Raw genomic sequence first — 15,136 nt, forward strand, 5'->3', positions numbered from 1 at the left:
TACATTTTTTCCCCGGACCGCCTACCTTATGACGTCGCTTCCCGCCTTTGTCAGCCGCGTGCTCGGCCTTACCGCCGCGCAACGCGGCCGCGCGTTGTCCAGCCACTCACCTCAGCATGACGGCGAACGCTTTCGCAACGTCAAGCCGCGTCCCGCCGAAGGCCTGCGCAAGACACTGGGCATTGTGTGGAACGTGCTGTTCAACAAACCGCGCGGCACGGTGCCGACAGCCGCGTTGCCGATCGAAGCGCTGACGCGTTCGCAACTCGACGCGGCACCGGACCGCAGCCTCTACCGGCTCGGTCATTCAACGATGCTGCTGAAGCTGCGCGGCCAGTTCTGGCTGACCGATCCGGTGTTCGCCGAGCGCGCTTCTCCGTTCCGCAATCTCGGCCCGAAGCGCTTTCATGCGCCGCCCATCGCGCTCGCCGATTTGCCGCCGCTACGAGGCGTGATCCTCTCGCACGACCACTACGACCACCTGGATCGCGAAACCGTGCTTTTGCTTGCGCAGAGCACCGGCGTGTTTCTGACACCGCTCGGCGTCGGCGACCGGTTGATCGAATGGGGCATCGACGCCTCGAAGGTACGGCAATTCGACTGGTGGCAAGACACTGAGGTGGACGGCATGCAGTTCACCGCTACGCCCGCGCAGCACTTTTCGGGTCGTAGCCTGTTCGACGGCAACAGCACGTTATGGGCGTCGTGGGTGATAGTCGACGATGATCTGCGCGTGTTCTTCAGCGGCGACACTGGCTACTTCGATGGGTTCAGGACTATCGGCGAGCGCCTCGGACCATTCGACGTCACGCTGGTCGAGACCGGCGCATACGACGAGCAGTGGCCGTACGTTCATATGCAGCCCGAAGAAACAGTGCAGGCGCACATCGATCTGCGCGGCCAGTGGCTCGTGCCGATTCACAACGGCACTTTCGACCTCGCCATGCACCACTGGCAGGAGCCGTTCGAAAGGGTGATGGGGCTGGCTCTCGTGCGCGGTGTCGCGCTGTCGACGCCCGGCATGGGCGAGCGGCTGGATCTGAGCGCGCCGCATCGCGGCGAACGCTGGTGGCGCCACGCCGTCGAGCCCGCCGCCGCGCCAAAGGCCGCCTGGCGTCTATGTGCTTCGCGCAATGTCGGGGACGCGAAGTCTTCGTGATTGCTTGTGCGCGTCGGGTGATCCGTGAATGACAGCGGACAGAGGTCGCCGGATTAACCTGTTCGGGGTTTCGTCGTCCGCGGTGCACAACGCCGCGACGCGCGCATGAATATGACCTTTCATGTTTGAGCCGCAGGGCGCCGTGCCTTAGACGAAACTCACGCGGATCCTGTCTGATCCGTTGAACGCTTTGGATGCGCTTCCCGTTCCAGATACCCGAGACAGAGCGATTCAAGTTCAACGCGAAACTTCCGGATCATTGATTGCGGCGACTTCGCTTCAAGCAGCAAACGTATGGGACCGACCAATGCTCCCATGAACATGAAAGTGGTCATGGCAATGTCGTCAAAATCCGCATCGGAGGCCGTCTTCAGCATGGCTTCCAGCGCCGCGCGGTTGCGCGCCTCCACTTCGCGAACATAGCTGCGTGAATCGAGTTCGAGGGCAACCGCGTATAGGGCGCGCGATTCGTCCAGATTCTCGGTTTTTGCTTTTACGAATGCCGCAACCACAGCCTTCACCATTGCCGACAAAGAAGCGTGGTGCGCTGACGCAGCGGCTTTTTCCATCGCGCTCACCACTCTTTCCAGATGCCGCTGCAGCACGGCAAAAAGAAGCGCCTGCTTTTGAGGAAAGTACTGGTAAAGCGTTCCAACCGATACTCCGGCTCTTTCCGCCACGCGGATGGTGGTAAGTCGCTGCAACCCCTCAGCCAGCAAAACCTGAATAGTCGCATCGAAGATCGCGTCCACAGTCGCCTGGGAGCGCGCCTGTTGCGGCTGTTTGCGGGCGTTCAGCCCCTGTCCGTTATCGGTCCGCATATGCGAATTCACAATCTGAATGATTATTCGTATTCTATCCGCACACCCCGCAGCTACGGAAACGACAACCCGAAAGAAGGAGTGCATCAATGACTGAAGTTACGCGGGCCGGCATTTTTCAACTTGGCGATCTGCCTGTTACGCGCATGGGCTACGGCGCGATGCAGCTAGCAGGCCCTCACGTTTTCGGCCCACCGAAAGACCGCGGCGCAGCGATAGCCGTGCTGCGTGCCGCTATCGAAAGAGGAATCACCCACATCGATACGAGCGATTTTTATGGCCCCCACGTCACAAATCAGCTTATCCGCGAGGCGCTTCATCCCTATCCTGATGCGCTGACCATTGTCACGAAGGTAGGTGCCAGACGAGGTAGCGATGGATCGTGGAACGCTGCGTCGTCAGCGGCCGAACTGGAGTCGGCGGTGCACGACAACCTTCGCAATCTCGGTCTCGATGCGCTGGACGTCGTGAACTTTCGTGTAATGTTCGACGTCGCGGCACCGACCGAGGGCGACATTGAAGAGCCTTTGACGGCGCTCGCGGAGCTTCAGGCGAAAGGCTTGATCCGGCACATTGGGCTGAGCAATGTGACCGCAACGCAGGTGGGGCAGGGCCGCGCGATTACGAGCATTGTGTGCGTGCAGAATATGTACAACCTCGTTCACCGGAACGACGACGCACTGATTGACCATCTTGCAGAAGATGGCATTGCCTATGTCCCGTTTTTTCCGCTCGGGGGCTTCTCTCCGCTGCAAGCCGATGCGCTGAGCGACGCTGCGGATCGATGCGATGCGGCACCGATGCAGGTCGCCCTGGCATGGCTGCTACAGCGCGCGCCGAACATTCTGCTGATACCCGGAACCTCGTCGGTCGAGCATCTGGAACAGAACATTGAAAGCGTGAATCTTCAGTTGCCGGAGAATGTCCTGGCGTCGTTGGACACAATCGGTGCCGGGGATACGCAGGACTGAGTCGATTGGGCTTTCGAGGCCGGATCAAGGAGAGAGTCGCAAAGCGGTCTCTGTGCGGTTAGTCACTGAGTGCCGCTCGATACTTCATTCCCCGACGATGTGTCTACGTGAGTTCATCACCGGGGGAACGCAGGTTACGCTGCGGAAGCTTTCTTCAGAACAGCGTAGAGCTCGTCTTTGAGCTGAAGCTTTTCTTTCTTTAGTGCTTCGATAGCGATGTTGTCGGAAGGGGTAACGCCCGTTTCCATGTTGCTGATCTGGTGGTCCAGTTCATTGTGACGTTCGAAGAGCCGCGAGAAATGAGCGTCTTCGGTTTTGAGGCGGGAAATCAGGTCGCGAAATTCGGGGAACATTCAACACTCCTTTTTTGGATCACAGGCGAAAGATCTCGCCTTTCATGGGTTAGTGTTTCACCAGATGGAATGCTCAACCTTGATTCTTGTCAAGGTGCTATCGGTCGGGCGCGGCGCCGTTGATGAAAAAGGCGTTATCGCCAATCGCTCAATCGCTTCGGCTTCGCCAATCACGCAGCCCGCCTTACGGCGCGCGCAGCCGCTCAAGGCGTGCCTGCAGTTCGCTCATCGGTTCGACGACCGTGCGTGCCGTGCCCGCATAGATTGCACCGTCGTTGCCGTCGAGGGTCACTTCGTCGCCCTCATGCAAGACAGTATCGCCCAATTGCAGCGTGCGTGCCGACTCGTCGAGGCGCAACGCCGTGCAGCCCACAAGGCAGACCTTGCCGAGTTGCCGTGCCACAACCGCCGCATGCGAGGTGCGTGCGCCGCGCTGCGTGAGCAGACCCGCCGCCACTTCCAGCGCGGCGATGTCGTCGGTCTCGGCGTCGCGCCGCACCAGCACGACCGATGCGCCGGCGGCATGGCGCGTGCGTGCGCGTGCTTCGTCGAAGGCGATTTCCCCTGCCGCGACGCCGTTGCTCGCACTTGCGGCATGCGCGAGCGGCGTCAAGGGGCGATCATCCGATGCCACGATACGCGTGCGTGTCAATGCAGCGGGTTTCAGTGCGGCGGTGCGCTCGCGTGCCACGTCGGCACTGATCACGCCCTCGTCGAGCAGATCCAGCGCGATCCGCGCGGCGGCCTGCGGCGTGCGCTTGCCATTACGCGTCTGCAACATGTACAGGCGCGCGTCCTGCACTGTGAACTCAACGTCCTGCATGTCGTCGAGCGCATGCTCGAGTCGCGTCGCGGCATCCTGCAATGCCTTCCAGACCGCGGGCATCGCCTGGGCCAGTTCTTCGTGGCCGCGCGCGCTACGCCGGCCCGATACGACATCTTCTCCTTGGGCGTTGAACAGGAAGTCGACCCAAAGCTTCGGCTCGCCGCTGACCGGATCGCGCGTAAATCCGACGCCCGCGCCCGAACGGCCGCCGGCATTGCCGAACACCATCGTCTGCACCGTCACGGCAGTGCCGATTGCGTCGCTGATACCGCACTGTTTGCGGTAAGCGCATGCCCTGTCCGATTGCCAGCTTGCGAGCACCGAGCCGATGGCATTCGCCAGTTGAACCTGCGGATCCTGCGGAAATGGCTGGCCGGCGGCGCGCTCATAGGCGGCGAGGCAACGATGCGTGAGTTCGCGCAGTTCGGCGAAATCGAGTCCGTGCTCGTCGCGTGTCCCGGCGAACGCGGTGTATTCCGCTTCGAAGATAGACGAGGGCACGCCGGCCACCAGTTCACCGTAGCTGGCAACTAGCCTGCGATAAGTGTCCCAGACCAGACGGGGATTGCCGGTCTGGCGGAGCATGCCGGCAAGCGTGGTATCGCACAGGCCGACGTTAAGCAGCGTATCCATCATTCCTGGCATGGACACGGGGGCGCCCGAGCGCACCGAGAGCAGGAGCGGCTGGCGTGCATCGCCGAAGCGCTGACCGGTGGTGCGTTCCAGTTCGTGCAGACCGGGTTCCCATACCGTGCTTGCAGTCGCGGTTTCGCGCGCCTGAGCATCGCGGCAGTAGTGCGTGCCGAGCACAAAAGCCGGCGGCACCGGCAGGTCGAGCTCAGCCATGCGCAGCAGGTTGTAGGCCTTGAAACCGACCTTTTCCGCCGACGCGCCAGCCGGGTCGGGATTGCCGCGCGGTGCGCCGTCGCAGCCGATCAGATAGACCTCGTCGGGCCAGAGTTGAACGGCGTCAGGTTGAAGTGCTGTCATGTGTTCGCTCCGGTTTCACCGAATGCGACGTCGCGCAACGCGTAACCGGCCACCAGCAGACGATCCGAGGCCAGTTCGAGTGTGTTCGCGAGGTCGTGGGCGAGCATCAATGCGGCGGCGTCGCGTACGACGGCGAGAATGGCGCGGCGTGCCGCGCGCAGCAGTTCGTCGCACTGGCGCTCTGAACGCAGCACGTTCCACGACGCGGCCAGAAAGGCATCGCTGTCGATCGTATCGCTTGCGTTACCGAGGCAGCGCGCAATAGCGAGCGACTTGACGTGCTCCTGGGTGGCCATCAGCACGGTTTGTGCGAGGCGCGACAGCGATTCGTGAACATTGCCGTCCCAGCCTTGCTGATGACCGTCGGCGATCAGGCTCATCAGGAACGCGGCTTCTTCGAGTGCGTCGGCGATGTCGTCGGAGAGTTCGAGAAGGTGCTTGAACGGCTGCCAGCGAGGCTGACGCTGCGCCTGCTCACGCGCGCGCATCACCAGATGGTCCGCCTGCCGCTCCCATGCCTTGGCTCTGGCGGCCTGTGCTTGCGCGGGGTTCTCGCCCGCCGGCGGCGCGGACATGACGTCGTGCGTCAGGCCGTCGCTTACCGCTTGCGCGAGTGCATGGCAGTAACCTGCGTGCTCCTCCAGCAGTTCGAACGCGCTGCTGTGCTGGTGCACGCGCCGCGCGAGCAACAACCGCGTCTGATCTGCGACGAGCGCCACGGGTTGCCCGCTGAGCAGGGCGTGGCTTGCCATCTGCAGCACTTCGATCATGAACGCTCGCGCATCGTTCGCGCCAAGCACCGTGTCGAGCCGGTCGCCGATGCGAAACGACCCTTGACCGACGGCCTGCATGGCAGCGTAGATGAGCTCTTCGCCACCGGCCTTCAACCAGGCCATGTGGCCGGCTTCGAGCCGGACTGCCTCGCGCAAGACCTCGATGGCGTGGTCTTTGTCGACAAACGAGAGCAGCCGCTTGCGGGCTCTGTTCCAGTCGATCAGGAACACGATGCGTGATCCGATTCCTTCCAGCGTGGTTTCGAGCGCCCGCTCGTCGGCGCAATCGAAGCGTGCAACGCCGAACGTGTAGGCGTCGCCTTCGTTCAGCGTGGCGTTCACCTTCGATTGCAGGTCGCTCCACTTCGCACCATAAGGCACCAGCAGCGCCTGGAAGAACTCGAAGCGCGGCCGGTGCAGATCCGAATAACTCAGCGTGATCGTCAGGCCTTCGATCTGCACGACCAGTACATGTACATCATTGGTGCCGATGTCGTTCTGCACCAGCAGCCGCTCGCCGTCACGCGTCGCGGCCGTGTCGAGCCCGGGATGGTCGAATTTGAGCGGCGCCGTGCGGTTCAGCCCGCGCATGAACGCGACGACGCGCGCGCGATCTGCCGGTTGCAGTTGCCACACGTGCGCGCCGTCGATCTCCTCGCTGGAGAGCGTACTCGCCAACTGGTTGAGCGCATGGTGAAGGTCCATCACCAGCAAATGCAGGCTGTCGTCGCCATTGGTTCGCTGGCCGCGCGTCAGCGATTGCAATTGCGGGCGGCCAAGGCGTTCGCCGCGCAGCGTGTCGAGTTCGTCCAGCCAGTGCTGGACACGCGTGTGCAACGCGTTTGCCGGATCATCCGGTTGAAGGAGCGGCCGCGCCATCGTCTCCAGATCTTCGGCGAGACGCTGTACGAGACGTGCGAGATCGGGCAACAACAGCGTGCCGTCGACCAGCGAAGCGCTCGCCGGCATGTCCCGAAGCCAGGGCGCGTCGACGTGAGCGGCGACAAGTTCCGCAGTCAGATCCGGTAATTCGCGGTCGGGATGTTCAGCGTGCGCGAATGCAACCTGCAGCACGCTCAGGTAGAGCTTCAGGCGGTCGTTGGCAGACAGCGCCGCCTTGATCCAGCCTGGCAGCAGCAGGCTGCGCTGTCCCATTGCAGCGATTGCTTGGGTCTTTTGCGTCATGGCAGCCGGTTGTCTGGGTAACTCGCCCAGTCTCGGCTGCCTATATGACACTTTCCTGACAGCGGTGGCCACGCGGGAGCGTTCGTTGATACACGTCAACTGAGCGCCGATTGACCTGCGCGAGCATCCGCAGAACCGCATATGACGTGTGCAGGGTGCATGATGGTGAGGAAGAATTCGCACGAGAATTCTTCCTCACCTCTCCTTTTCCGCAAACGAAGGGCGCCGGTGTTGTTCAACTTCCGATCGACCAGGCCATGATATTTCTCGACGGCAAATATGGCATGCGCACCATGATCCCGGTCCTGACGACCTGGCTGCGACGTTCGCCGTCGCCGGCCACTGTGCACGTGTCGGCCACCTGCAGCGAAACGCTCACCGAGTTCGCGAGGGTTTCACCTGACGAAGCGCTCCAGCGGCTGCACAGTGCGGCGAGCGGCCTCTCCGCCGAGGAGGTAGCAGAGCGCTTACGTACTACCGGCTCCAATCAGGTGGCTCACGAAGTGCGCCACACGATCCTCGGTGAACTCGCCAACAGATCGGTCAATCCGCTGAACCTGCTGCTGTTGTCGCTGGCGGGCGCATCGTACTTCCTCGGTGATTCACGCGCCACGATCATGATCGCGGTGATGGTCGTGCTCAGCGTTTCGCTCGGTTTTCTTCAGGAGCACCGTTCGAACAAAGCCGCGGATGCACTGCGGCGGATGGTGCGCACGACCGCCACGGTGCGCCGGCGTACAACGGGAACCGAAGCGGATCATGTCGACATTCCCATCGAGCAGCTCGTGCCGGGCGACGTCGTCCTGTTGTCGGCCGGCGACATGATTCCCGCCGATCTGCGGCTGATCTCGGCGAGAGATCTGTTCGTCAATCAATCGACACTGACCGGCGAGGCAATGCCGCTCGAGAAAGTGGCGCATGCCTCCGGCGGCGCCGCGCAGACGCATTTCGACCTGCCGAATATCTGTTTCATGGGCAGTGCCGTTGTCAGCGGTGTCGGCTGCGGTGTCGTTGTGCTCACGGGCGGCAGGACGGCTTTCGGCCGCGTCGCCGACCTGATAGCCGCGCAACGCGTCGAGACGAGCTTTGACAAAGGCATTGCACGATTCACCTGGCTGATGATGGCTTTCATTCTGGTGATGGTTCCGCTCGTATTCGTCATTAATGGCCTGACCAAAGGTAACTGGTTCGAGGCGTTGCTCTTCGCGGTCGCGGTGGCGGTGGGACTCACGCCCGAGATGCTGCCGATGATCGTGACCGTCAATCTCGCCAAGGGTGCGATTGCGATGTCGCGGAAGAAAGTCATCGTGAAACGCATCAATGCGATCCAGAATTTTGGCGCGATGGATGTTCTTTGCACGGACAAGACCGGCACGCTGACGCAGGACCGCATCATTCTCAAACGCCACCTGGATCTACACGGAGACGAATCGGATCAGGTGCTCGAATATGCCTATCTGAACAGCGCGCACCAATCGGGTCTCAAGAACCTGCTCGATGTCGCCGTGCTAAAGCATGTGGAGCTTCATGAGCAACTCAAGGTACACGAGCAGTACACCAAGATCGACGAGATGCCGTTCGATTTCGAGCGGCGCCGCATGTCAGTCGTGCTCGCGCGGGGAGACGGTGCTCACATCCTGATCTGCAAAGGGGCGGTGGAGGAGATTTTCTCGGCGTGCACCCGTTATGTGATCAACGGCGATATGGGCACGCTCGACGAACGCAATTTCACCGCGGCAAAAGAAGCCACCGCTGCGCTCAATGCAGACGGGTTTCGGGTCGTCGCGGTCGCCTATAAGGAGATGCCGCCGCAGCAGGCTACCTATACGGTCGGCGACGAGGCCGATCTGATATTGCTCGGCTACATTGCGTTTCTCGATCCACCGAAGGAGACGGCCGCGGCGGCGATCGCAACGTTGAAAGAGCGCGGCGTGCAGGTGAAGATTCTTACCGGGGACAACGATATCGTGACCCGCAAGATCTGCCATGAGGTTGGACTCACGGTGGACCGGGTCGTGCTTGGCAAGGAACTCGAAACACTGTCGCCCGCTCAGTTGGCGGATCTGGCGGAAACCGCTTCTGTTTTTGCCAAAGTATCGCCGTCGCAAAAGGCCTCGATCATCGACGCGTTGCATCGGAAGGGACATGTCGTCGGTTTCCTGGGGGACGGCATCAACGACGGGCCCGCGCTGAAGGTTGCGGACGTCGGCATTTCCGTTGATAGCGCGGTCGACATCGCCAAAGAGTCCGCCGATATCATTCTGCTGGAGAAGAGCCTTGCCGTTCTTGGCGAAGGCGTGCTCGAAGGCCGCAAGGTGTTCGGCAACATTACCAAGTACATCAAGATGGGCGCCAGTTCGAACTTCGGGAACATGTTCAGCGTGCTCGGCGCCAGCATCATCTTGCCGTTCCTGCCAATGGCGCCGATCCAGGTGCTCACGAACAACCTGCTATACGACTTTTCGCAGACCGCCATTCCCACCGACAACGTGGACGAAGAGTACCTGCGTGTGCCGCGGCGCTGGGATATCGGCAACATCGTCAAGTTCATGCTGCTGATCGGGCCGATCAGTTCTATCTTTGATTATGTGACTTACTTCATGATGCTTTATGTCTTCGGCGCGTGGGACAAGCCTTCGCTGTTCCAGACGGGCTGGTTCGTGGAGTCGCTGCTCACCCAGACGCTGATCATCCATATCATCCGGACTTCGAAGGTGCCATTCCTGCAGAGTCGCGCAAGTGCGGCGCTGATCGCGACGAGTCTCATCATCGCCGGCGTGGGAATCGCCATACCTTATACGTGGCTCGGCACGTTCCTGGGCTTCATTCCATTGCCGTCGGCGTACTGGCCGGCCCTTGTGCTGATCCTCCTGAGTTACGCCGTGCTGACGCATCTGATGAAAACCTGGTTTGTGCGGCGATTCGGGCTGGATTGAGTGCTGGAACTTGCGCGATGATGCCGGCGAACGGGAGTCAGGCGGCTCGCGGCGTGGACCGCTGCCAGGGCTACGGATTCCTTCGCCGCGAGTGAGTAGCGCAACGCTGCCGCAAGCGCTCGTAGAAACACATCCTCGGCGTATGGTCGATCCATACACTTCGTGCGTTTCGCGGCGTCAGTACACCTTGGCGTATTCCTACAAGCGCTTGCGGCAACCGTCTACGAAAAGAACGCGAACGGCAAAATTGCGGCGACGGAGATAGCGACTCCGACAGTGGTAAACCCCGAGCCAATCGCCAGCACCGTAGAAACACTCGCAGTAGCTACAAGCCCCCGACACCAGCGGCGCTGGATCTGACGGCCGACGATTACGCTTCTGTTCCTACCGGCATGTTCGATATTCACTGCTGCCATTTTCCTGTACTGACGACATCTCATCCAGAACATCTGGAACCTCGCTCTCCGATTTCGAGATTCTGTCATCGACCGTATAAGGAAGTTATAAAACCGAAGGGTGCGTACTGTTAATGCGGTATATCCAGGCGCGCAGCCCAGGATGCAACCGCATGTGATCTCTGGCGCATGGCTCGTGATTCCGCTCAACCGACATGCTTTCTTTATCGGCAAGCTCGCGCTTTATACGAAGGATTTAGGCGCTGCTCGATATCATCGCTCCGCTTGACGCCGCTGCTCCACAGCGAGGCGCCATTCTTGGGAGAAAAATCATGTTTGAAGCTGGAAAAGAGTATTCTCGGGAAGAGATTCATAGTGTGACGGGAGGATGCAAACAGGCATTCCTGCCGGTGAAGGGCGGGAAGGTCGTTGCTGCGAGATTGCGTCAGGATCTCAACCCGCATGCGCCGGATGTGATCGTCTGCGACAGCAGTGCCGCAGCACGTGCGGCCGGCCGAACGCTCGCGCGACAGACCGATCCGCTTCCTGTATTTGTCAGAACGGCGACTGACCGGTTTCGTTACATGGGCGAGTACGTCACGGACAAATCGCTTACCGCGCCGGGCGACTACGCACAATACGTGCAGAACACCGGCTTTACGCTCGGCCAGATTTCGCGCGTGATCAAGATGAAACGACGTTGATCTCAAGGATCCGTTGATTCGTAATCGTCCCTCCGCTGGCTGGGTTGTCGTTCATGCCTAGCCGGCAACTCACGCCGTGGTCGGCCGGCAGATCGCCGTGCTGCGCTCCGTGCGCTCCTTGCCGACTGGTATCTGGGCGAGGATGTCCATCGTTGATCACCTCTATCCCGCGCCGATAACTTATTGCCAACCGGTGCGGCACCGTACCGACTTGTCATGTGGTTTTGGACATCATGAACGCGACGGGCGTTGAAAGACGTGGCCTGACGGCAAAGTCATGCCCGGATTGCCAATGCCAGCCTTGCCGGCGATCACACGCCGCCGCCCATTCGGAGGACAACCGGCATGAATCCACTCACATTGTTCATTTCCACCGCTTTTGTTTTCGCCGCGCTCGATGTGTGGCAATCGGTTCGACCCGAATCCAATGCCGCGCGCGTCCGCTCTCTGACCGCCTGGGGCCTCAGGCTAGTGGTAACACGCTCCCGGATCGGCGCTACCTCGTTGTAGAAAGAAGGTCGACTTGCTTAGTCATTCACTCGCATTTCTCTCAGACGGCCTATTGGCCCTTTCATGGTGGCAGATCGTGCTGGCCACACTGGTGTCCACGCACATCACCATCGTCAGTGTGACGGTCTACCTGCACCGATGCCAGGCGCACCGCGCGCTTGACCTGCATCCTCTGGCCAGCCATTTTTTCCGCTTCTGGCTGTGGATGACAACGGGAATAGTGACCGGCAAGTGGGCGGCGGTCCATCGCAAGCACCACGCGAAGTGCGAAACACAAGAGGACCCTCACAGTCCACAATTCAGGGGCATCTGGAAAGTGCTGCTGGGCGGTGCCGAGCTCTATCGAACCGAAGCGAAGAACGGTGAAACACTGCGCAGGTTCGGCCACGGCACGCCGGTCGACTGGATGGAGCGGAACGTCTATGAAAAATATCCGGATCTCGGCGTCAGTTTGCTGATGGTGATCGATATCTTGCTGTTCGGTGTCGTCGGCGTGTCGGTGTGGGCCATCCAGATGATGTGGATTCCTTTCTGGGCAGGCGGCGTGGTCAACGGGCTGGGCCATTTCTGGGGTTACCGCAACTTCGGTCCTCCTGATGCGAGCACGAACGTGTTTCCGATCGGCATTCTGATCGGCGGCGAAGAGCTTCACAATAATCACCACGCATATGCAACATCCGCAAAGATGTCGAACAGATGGTACGAGTTCGACGTCGGCTGGATGTACATTTGTGTCCTTTCCGCGCTCGGTCTGGCGAAGGTCAGGAAAGTGGCGCTCAGACCGCATCTGGTCGAAGGCAAGTCGATACTCGACGACGAGACGCTGCAAGCCGTGCTTCGAAATCGCTGCGAGGTGATGGCAAGTTATGCCCAAACGGCTGAGCATGCGTACCGGCAGGAACTTGCGCGCGTGAAGCACATGAGCCGGCGCGAGAGAGCCGTGCTTATGCGTGGCGTAAGAAAATGGTTTCGCGACGGGCAGGCGGCGCAAGACGGGGCGCGTCAACCGGTGCCGACAGAACTCTGCGACAACCACGCGAAGCTTCTGGTCTACGTTGAATTGCGCGAAGATCTGGCGGCAATCTGGGAGCGCTCGAACCGTTCTCGCGAACAACTGCTCTGCCAGTTGGAGGAGTGGTGCCGACGTGCTGAACAGAGTCGCATCGACGCCCTGAGGGAATTCTCGATTCGTCTTCGTCGCTACGGCTGATGTTCGTTTGGCTTAACCCAGTCAACCAGACATTGCGTGGGACAAGTAGAATGGGCTAACACCAGCTACAGTGTCCGGGGGGTGCTCATGCTTGACCACATTATCCTTTCCGTGAGCGATGTAGAACGTTCGCTTGCTTTCTATGACGCCGCACTCAAGCCACTTAACATCAGATACTTCATGCCCTATAAGGGAGAAAACGGTCATCCCGATCTGTGGGGATTCGGTGACGGCCAGCGCGCGATCTTCTGGTTGAAGCAGGGCAAGCCGGATCCCGGAGCAATCCATTGGGGGTTCGTGGCGCCAGATAACAATACGGTCGATGAGTTCTACAAGGCCGCAATTCTGGCGGGCGCGAGAGATAATATTTCGCCTCGCGCGAGACTGGAATATTATTCGGGCTACTACGCTGCCGATGTATTTGATCCTGACGGATATTCGTTCGAGGTCGTGCATAAAAGCTAGCCGTGCTGACGGCGGCCGCCCACAGGCTTTCTCGATACCACACGGCAGCGATCAAGGCACTTAAAGGAATTTCACTTTGATCTATGACGTTGTGATTGCCGGCGGCGGCCCCGTCGGCCTGTTTCTCGCCTGTGAGTTGCGCCTCGCGGGCCTGCCGGTGTTGGTGCTTGAGCAAGCCGAGGATCCGGGCTCCCCGTTGAAGCGTCTTCCGTTCGGATTGCGCGGCCTGTCTGCACCCACCATCGAAGCCTTCTACCGGCGCGGTATGCTGAACGAGATCGCCGCGCCCCAACGCGCGAAAGACGATTCGGGCAGCAGCGTGCCGAATGCCGCACATTGGATGCAACAGCAACGCCGCCCCGGCGGCCATTTCGCCGGCATCCAGTTCTATTACGACAACATCGACACCTCGAAGTGGCAGTACCGCTTGCCAGGTCCGGCCGGCACCAGCATGGCGGTCGAGATGGAGTACCTCGAATCCGTATTGGCCGCGCGCGCAATGGCGTTGGGGGTGGAGATCAGGCGCGGCCTGAGTGTGGATGGTTTCGACCAGTCGGAAGAGGGCGTGACCGTTCACGCCGGCGGAGAAATTTTTCGCGGACGATGGCTCGTCGGTTGTGACGGCGGGCGCAGCACAGTGCGCAGAGCTGGCGGCTTTGAGTTCGTCGGCTCGGATCCCGAATTCACCGGCTATTCCGTTCAGGTCGAGATGGCTGATCCGGAAAAGCTCAAACCGGGCCGCCACTACACGCCAACGGGCATGTACACCTATCAGAAGCCCGGAACCATCGCGATGGTCGATTTCGATGGGGGCGCTTTCCATCGAACCCAGCCGGTCACGCTCGATCATGTGCAGGCGGTGTTGCGCCACATCTCTAACACCGACGTCACCGTGACGGCCCTTCAGCTTGCCACCACGTGGACAGATCGCGCCTATCACGCCACGACCTACCGCAAAGGGCGCGTGCTGCTCGCAGGCGATGCCGCGCACATCCATTCCCCGCTAGGCGGCCAGGGCCTCAACCTTGGTCTGGGTGACGCAATGAACCTCGGATGGAAGCTTGCTGCCACCATCCGTGGCGACGCGCCCGCCGGTTTGATCGACAGCTATACGAGCGAACGGCATCCGGTAGGAGCGCAGGTTCTCGACTGGTCGCGCGCCCAGGTCGCAATCATGCGGCCGAGCCGCAGTTCGCGCGCGCTCGAAGCCATCATCCGTGATCTCATCGACACCCGCGATGGTGCTACCTATTTCGCCGAGCGCGTCTGGGCTACTTCTCTGCGCTACGACCTTGGCAGCAGCCACCCGTTGGTGGGCCGCAGCGCTCCCGACTTCGAGCTGATCGACGGGACGAAGCTCGGTGAGCTTTTCACGAAGGGGAGAGGCTTATTGCTGGACTTTGACTCTCGCACATCGCTTCAGGAACTGGCGAGCCGCCGGAGTGACCGCATCACGTATGTCGCAAGCGACGTCAAGGATCGGCTTGGTTTGAGCGCGGTGCTCGTGCGTCCTGATGGCTTCGTCGCGTGGGCCTGTGCAGCTTCCCCTAACGATCATGAGGCAGCTCAGGCCGCGTCGCAATGGTTCGGTAAACCTGACGAAGAGACGCATTCTCCTGTGTGAGCCGCCGCGCGCGGACAGCAGACCTTACAGCAACGACTGTGTGGTGAAGCGTTAGGTATCGCCAACATCGAGCAATGCGTCAGAACTGAAAAGCAAAGCATAAAAAACTGTTTGTCATTGCAATACCGGTCGGCCTTTAATAACGAACTCGCCTTTATGAGGCTCCGCCTTTTGCCTTTTCCGGTAGATGTTCGCTACCTGGATCGCCGCGCAA

At 60.5% G+C, this 15,136-nt stretch carries 11 protein-coding genes; 7 read left to right on the plus strand and 4 right to left on the minus strand.

Translation table 11 applies throughout. The annotated features are described in order from the left end of the window. The first annotated feature begins 28 nt into the window (after positions 1 to 28). On the plus strand, positions 29 to 1,159 hold the full coding sequence (locus PDMSB3_RS22080) for an MBL fold metallo-hydrolase (RefSeq protein ID WP_165187696.1): 1,131 nt from the start codon (positions 29 to 31) through the stop codon (positions 1,157 to 1,159). Positions 1,160 to 1,317: 158 nt separating this feature from the next. On the opposite strand, the gene PDMSB3_RS22085 is transcribed toward PDMSB3_RS22080, so the two are convergent. Beyond that, complete coding sequence (locus PDMSB3_RS22085) at positions 1,318 to 1,980, minus strand: TetR/AcrR family transcriptional regulator (protein WP_007176076.1); 663 nt, start codon at positions 1,978 to 1,980, stop codon at positions 1,318 to 1,320. 89 nt (positions 1,981 to 2,069) lie between these two features. On the opposite strand from PDMSB3_RS22085, the gene PDMSB3_RS22090 reads away from it, so the two are divergent. Next, positions 2,070 to 2,951, plus strand: a complete 882-nt coding sequence (locus PDMSB3_RS22090; protein WP_165187698.1) for an aldo/keto reductase family oxidoreductase — start codon at positions 2,070 to 2,072, stop codon at positions 2,949 to 2,951. Positions 2,952 to 3,085: 134 nt separating this feature from the next. On the opposite strand, the gene PDMSB3_RS22095 is transcribed toward PDMSB3_RS22090, so the two are convergent. The 3 genes from PDMSB3_RS22095 to PDMSB3_RS22105 all read right to left on the minus strand — a co-directional run bounded on the left by PDMSB3_RS22095 (position 3,086) and on the right by PDMSB3_RS22105 (position 7,078). Beyond that, on the minus strand, positions 3,086 to 3,304 hold the full coding sequence (locus PDMSB3_RS22095; RefSeq protein ID WP_007176078.1) for a YdcH family protein: 219 nt from the start codon (positions 3,302 to 3,304) through the stop codon (positions 3,086 to 3,088). A 184-nt stretch (positions 3,305 to 3,488) separates the two neighbouring features. After that, entirely contained in the window at positions 3,489 to 5,120 is a 1,632-nt protein-coding gene (locus PDMSB3_RS22100; protein WP_165187700.1) for a PEP/pyruvate-binding domain-containing protein, read from the minus strand. Then, complete coding sequence (locus tag PDMSB3_RS22105; protein WP_165187702.1) at positions 5,117 to 7,078, minus strand: phosphate transport regulator; 1,962 nt, start codon at positions 7,076 to 7,078, stop codon at positions 5,117 to 5,119. The genes PDMSB3_RS22100 and PDMSB3_RS22105 overlap by 4 nt, the downstream gene beginning before the upstream one ends. 257 nt (positions 7,079 to 7,335) lie before the next feature. Between PDMSB3_RS22105 and mgtA the strand changes: the two genes are divergently transcribed. From mgtA to PDMSB3_RS22130, 5 genes are all read left to right on the plus strand, one after another. After that, positions 7,336 to 10,014, plus strand: a complete 2,679-nt coding sequence (gene mgtA, locus PDMSB3_RS22110; protein ID WP_007176081.1) for a magnesium-translocating P-type ATPase — start codon at positions 7,336 to 7,338, stop codon at positions 10,012 to 10,014. Positions 10,015 to 10,741: 727 nt separating this feature from the next. Continuing rightward, the gene (locus PDMSB3_RS22115) at positions 10,742 to 11,113 is read left to right on the plus strand and encodes a hypothetical protein (RefSeq protein WP_007176083.1); all 372 of its coding nucleotides are present in this window, start codon (positions 10,742 to 10,744) and stop codon (positions 11,111 to 11,113) included. Positions 11,114 to 11,636: 523 nt separating this feature from the next. After that, entirely contained in the window at positions 11,637 to 12,833 is a 1,197-nt protein-coding gene (locus tag PDMSB3_RS22120) for a DesA family fatty acid desaturase (protein ID WP_007176085.1), read from the plus strand. A gap of 87 nt (positions 12,834 to 12,920) precedes the next feature. Further along, entirely contained in the window at positions 12,921 to 13,298 is a 378-nt protein-coding gene (locus PDMSB3_RS22125) for a VOC family protein (protein WP_165187704.1), read from the plus strand. 76 nt (positions 13,299 to 13,374) lie between these two features. Beyond that, entirely contained in the window at positions 13,375 to 14,922 is a 1,548-nt protein-coding gene (locus tag PDMSB3_RS22130; RefSeq protein ID WP_165187706.1) for an FAD-dependent monooxygenase, read from the plus strand. The last annotated feature ends 214 nt before the right edge of the window (positions 14,923 to 15,136 follow it).

Origin of the sequence: Paraburkholderia dioscoreae (assembly GCF_902459535.1) — a bacterium.
GTDB lineage: Bacteria > Pseudomonadota > Gammaproteobacteria > Burkholderiales > Burkholderiaceae > Paraburkholderia > Paraburkholderia dioscoreae.

Coding starts and splice junctions, on each gene's coding strand:
- mgtA (WP_007176081.1), top strand. CDS start 7,336: ATGATATTTCTCGACGGCAAATATGGCATGCGCACCATGATCCCGGTC.
- PDMSB3_RS22125 (WP_165187704.1), top strand. CDS start 12,921: ATGCTTGACCACATTATCCTTTCCGTGAGCGATGTAGAACGTTCGCTT.
- PDMSB3_RS22100 (WP_165187700.1), bottom strand. CDS start 5,120: ATGACAGCACTTCAACCTGACGCCGTTCAACTCTGGCCCGACGAGGTC.
- PDMSB3_RS22115 (WP_007176083.1), top strand. CDS start 10,742: ATGTTTGAAGCTGGAAAAGAGTATTCTCGGGAAGAGATTCATAGTGTG.
- PDMSB3_RS22080 (WP_165187696.1), top strand. CDS start 29: ATGACGTCGCTTCCCGCCTTTGTCAGCCGCGTGCTCGGCCTTACCGCC.
- PDMSB3_RS22085 (WP_007176076.1), bottom strand. CDS start 1,980: ATGCGGACCGATAACGGACAGGGGCTGAACGCCCGCAAACAGCCGCAA.
- PDMSB3_RS22090 (WP_165187698.1), top strand. CDS start 2,070: ATGACTGAAGTTACGCGGGCCGGCATTTTTCAACTTGGCGATCTGCCT.
- PDMSB3_RS22095 (WP_007176078.1), bottom strand. CDS start 3,304: ATGTTCCCCGAATTTCGCGACCTGATTTCCCGCCTCAAAACCGAAGAC.
- PDMSB3_RS22105 (WP_165187702.1), bottom strand. CDS start 7,078: ATGACGCAAAAGACCCAAGCAATCGCTGCAATGGGACAGCGCAGCCTG.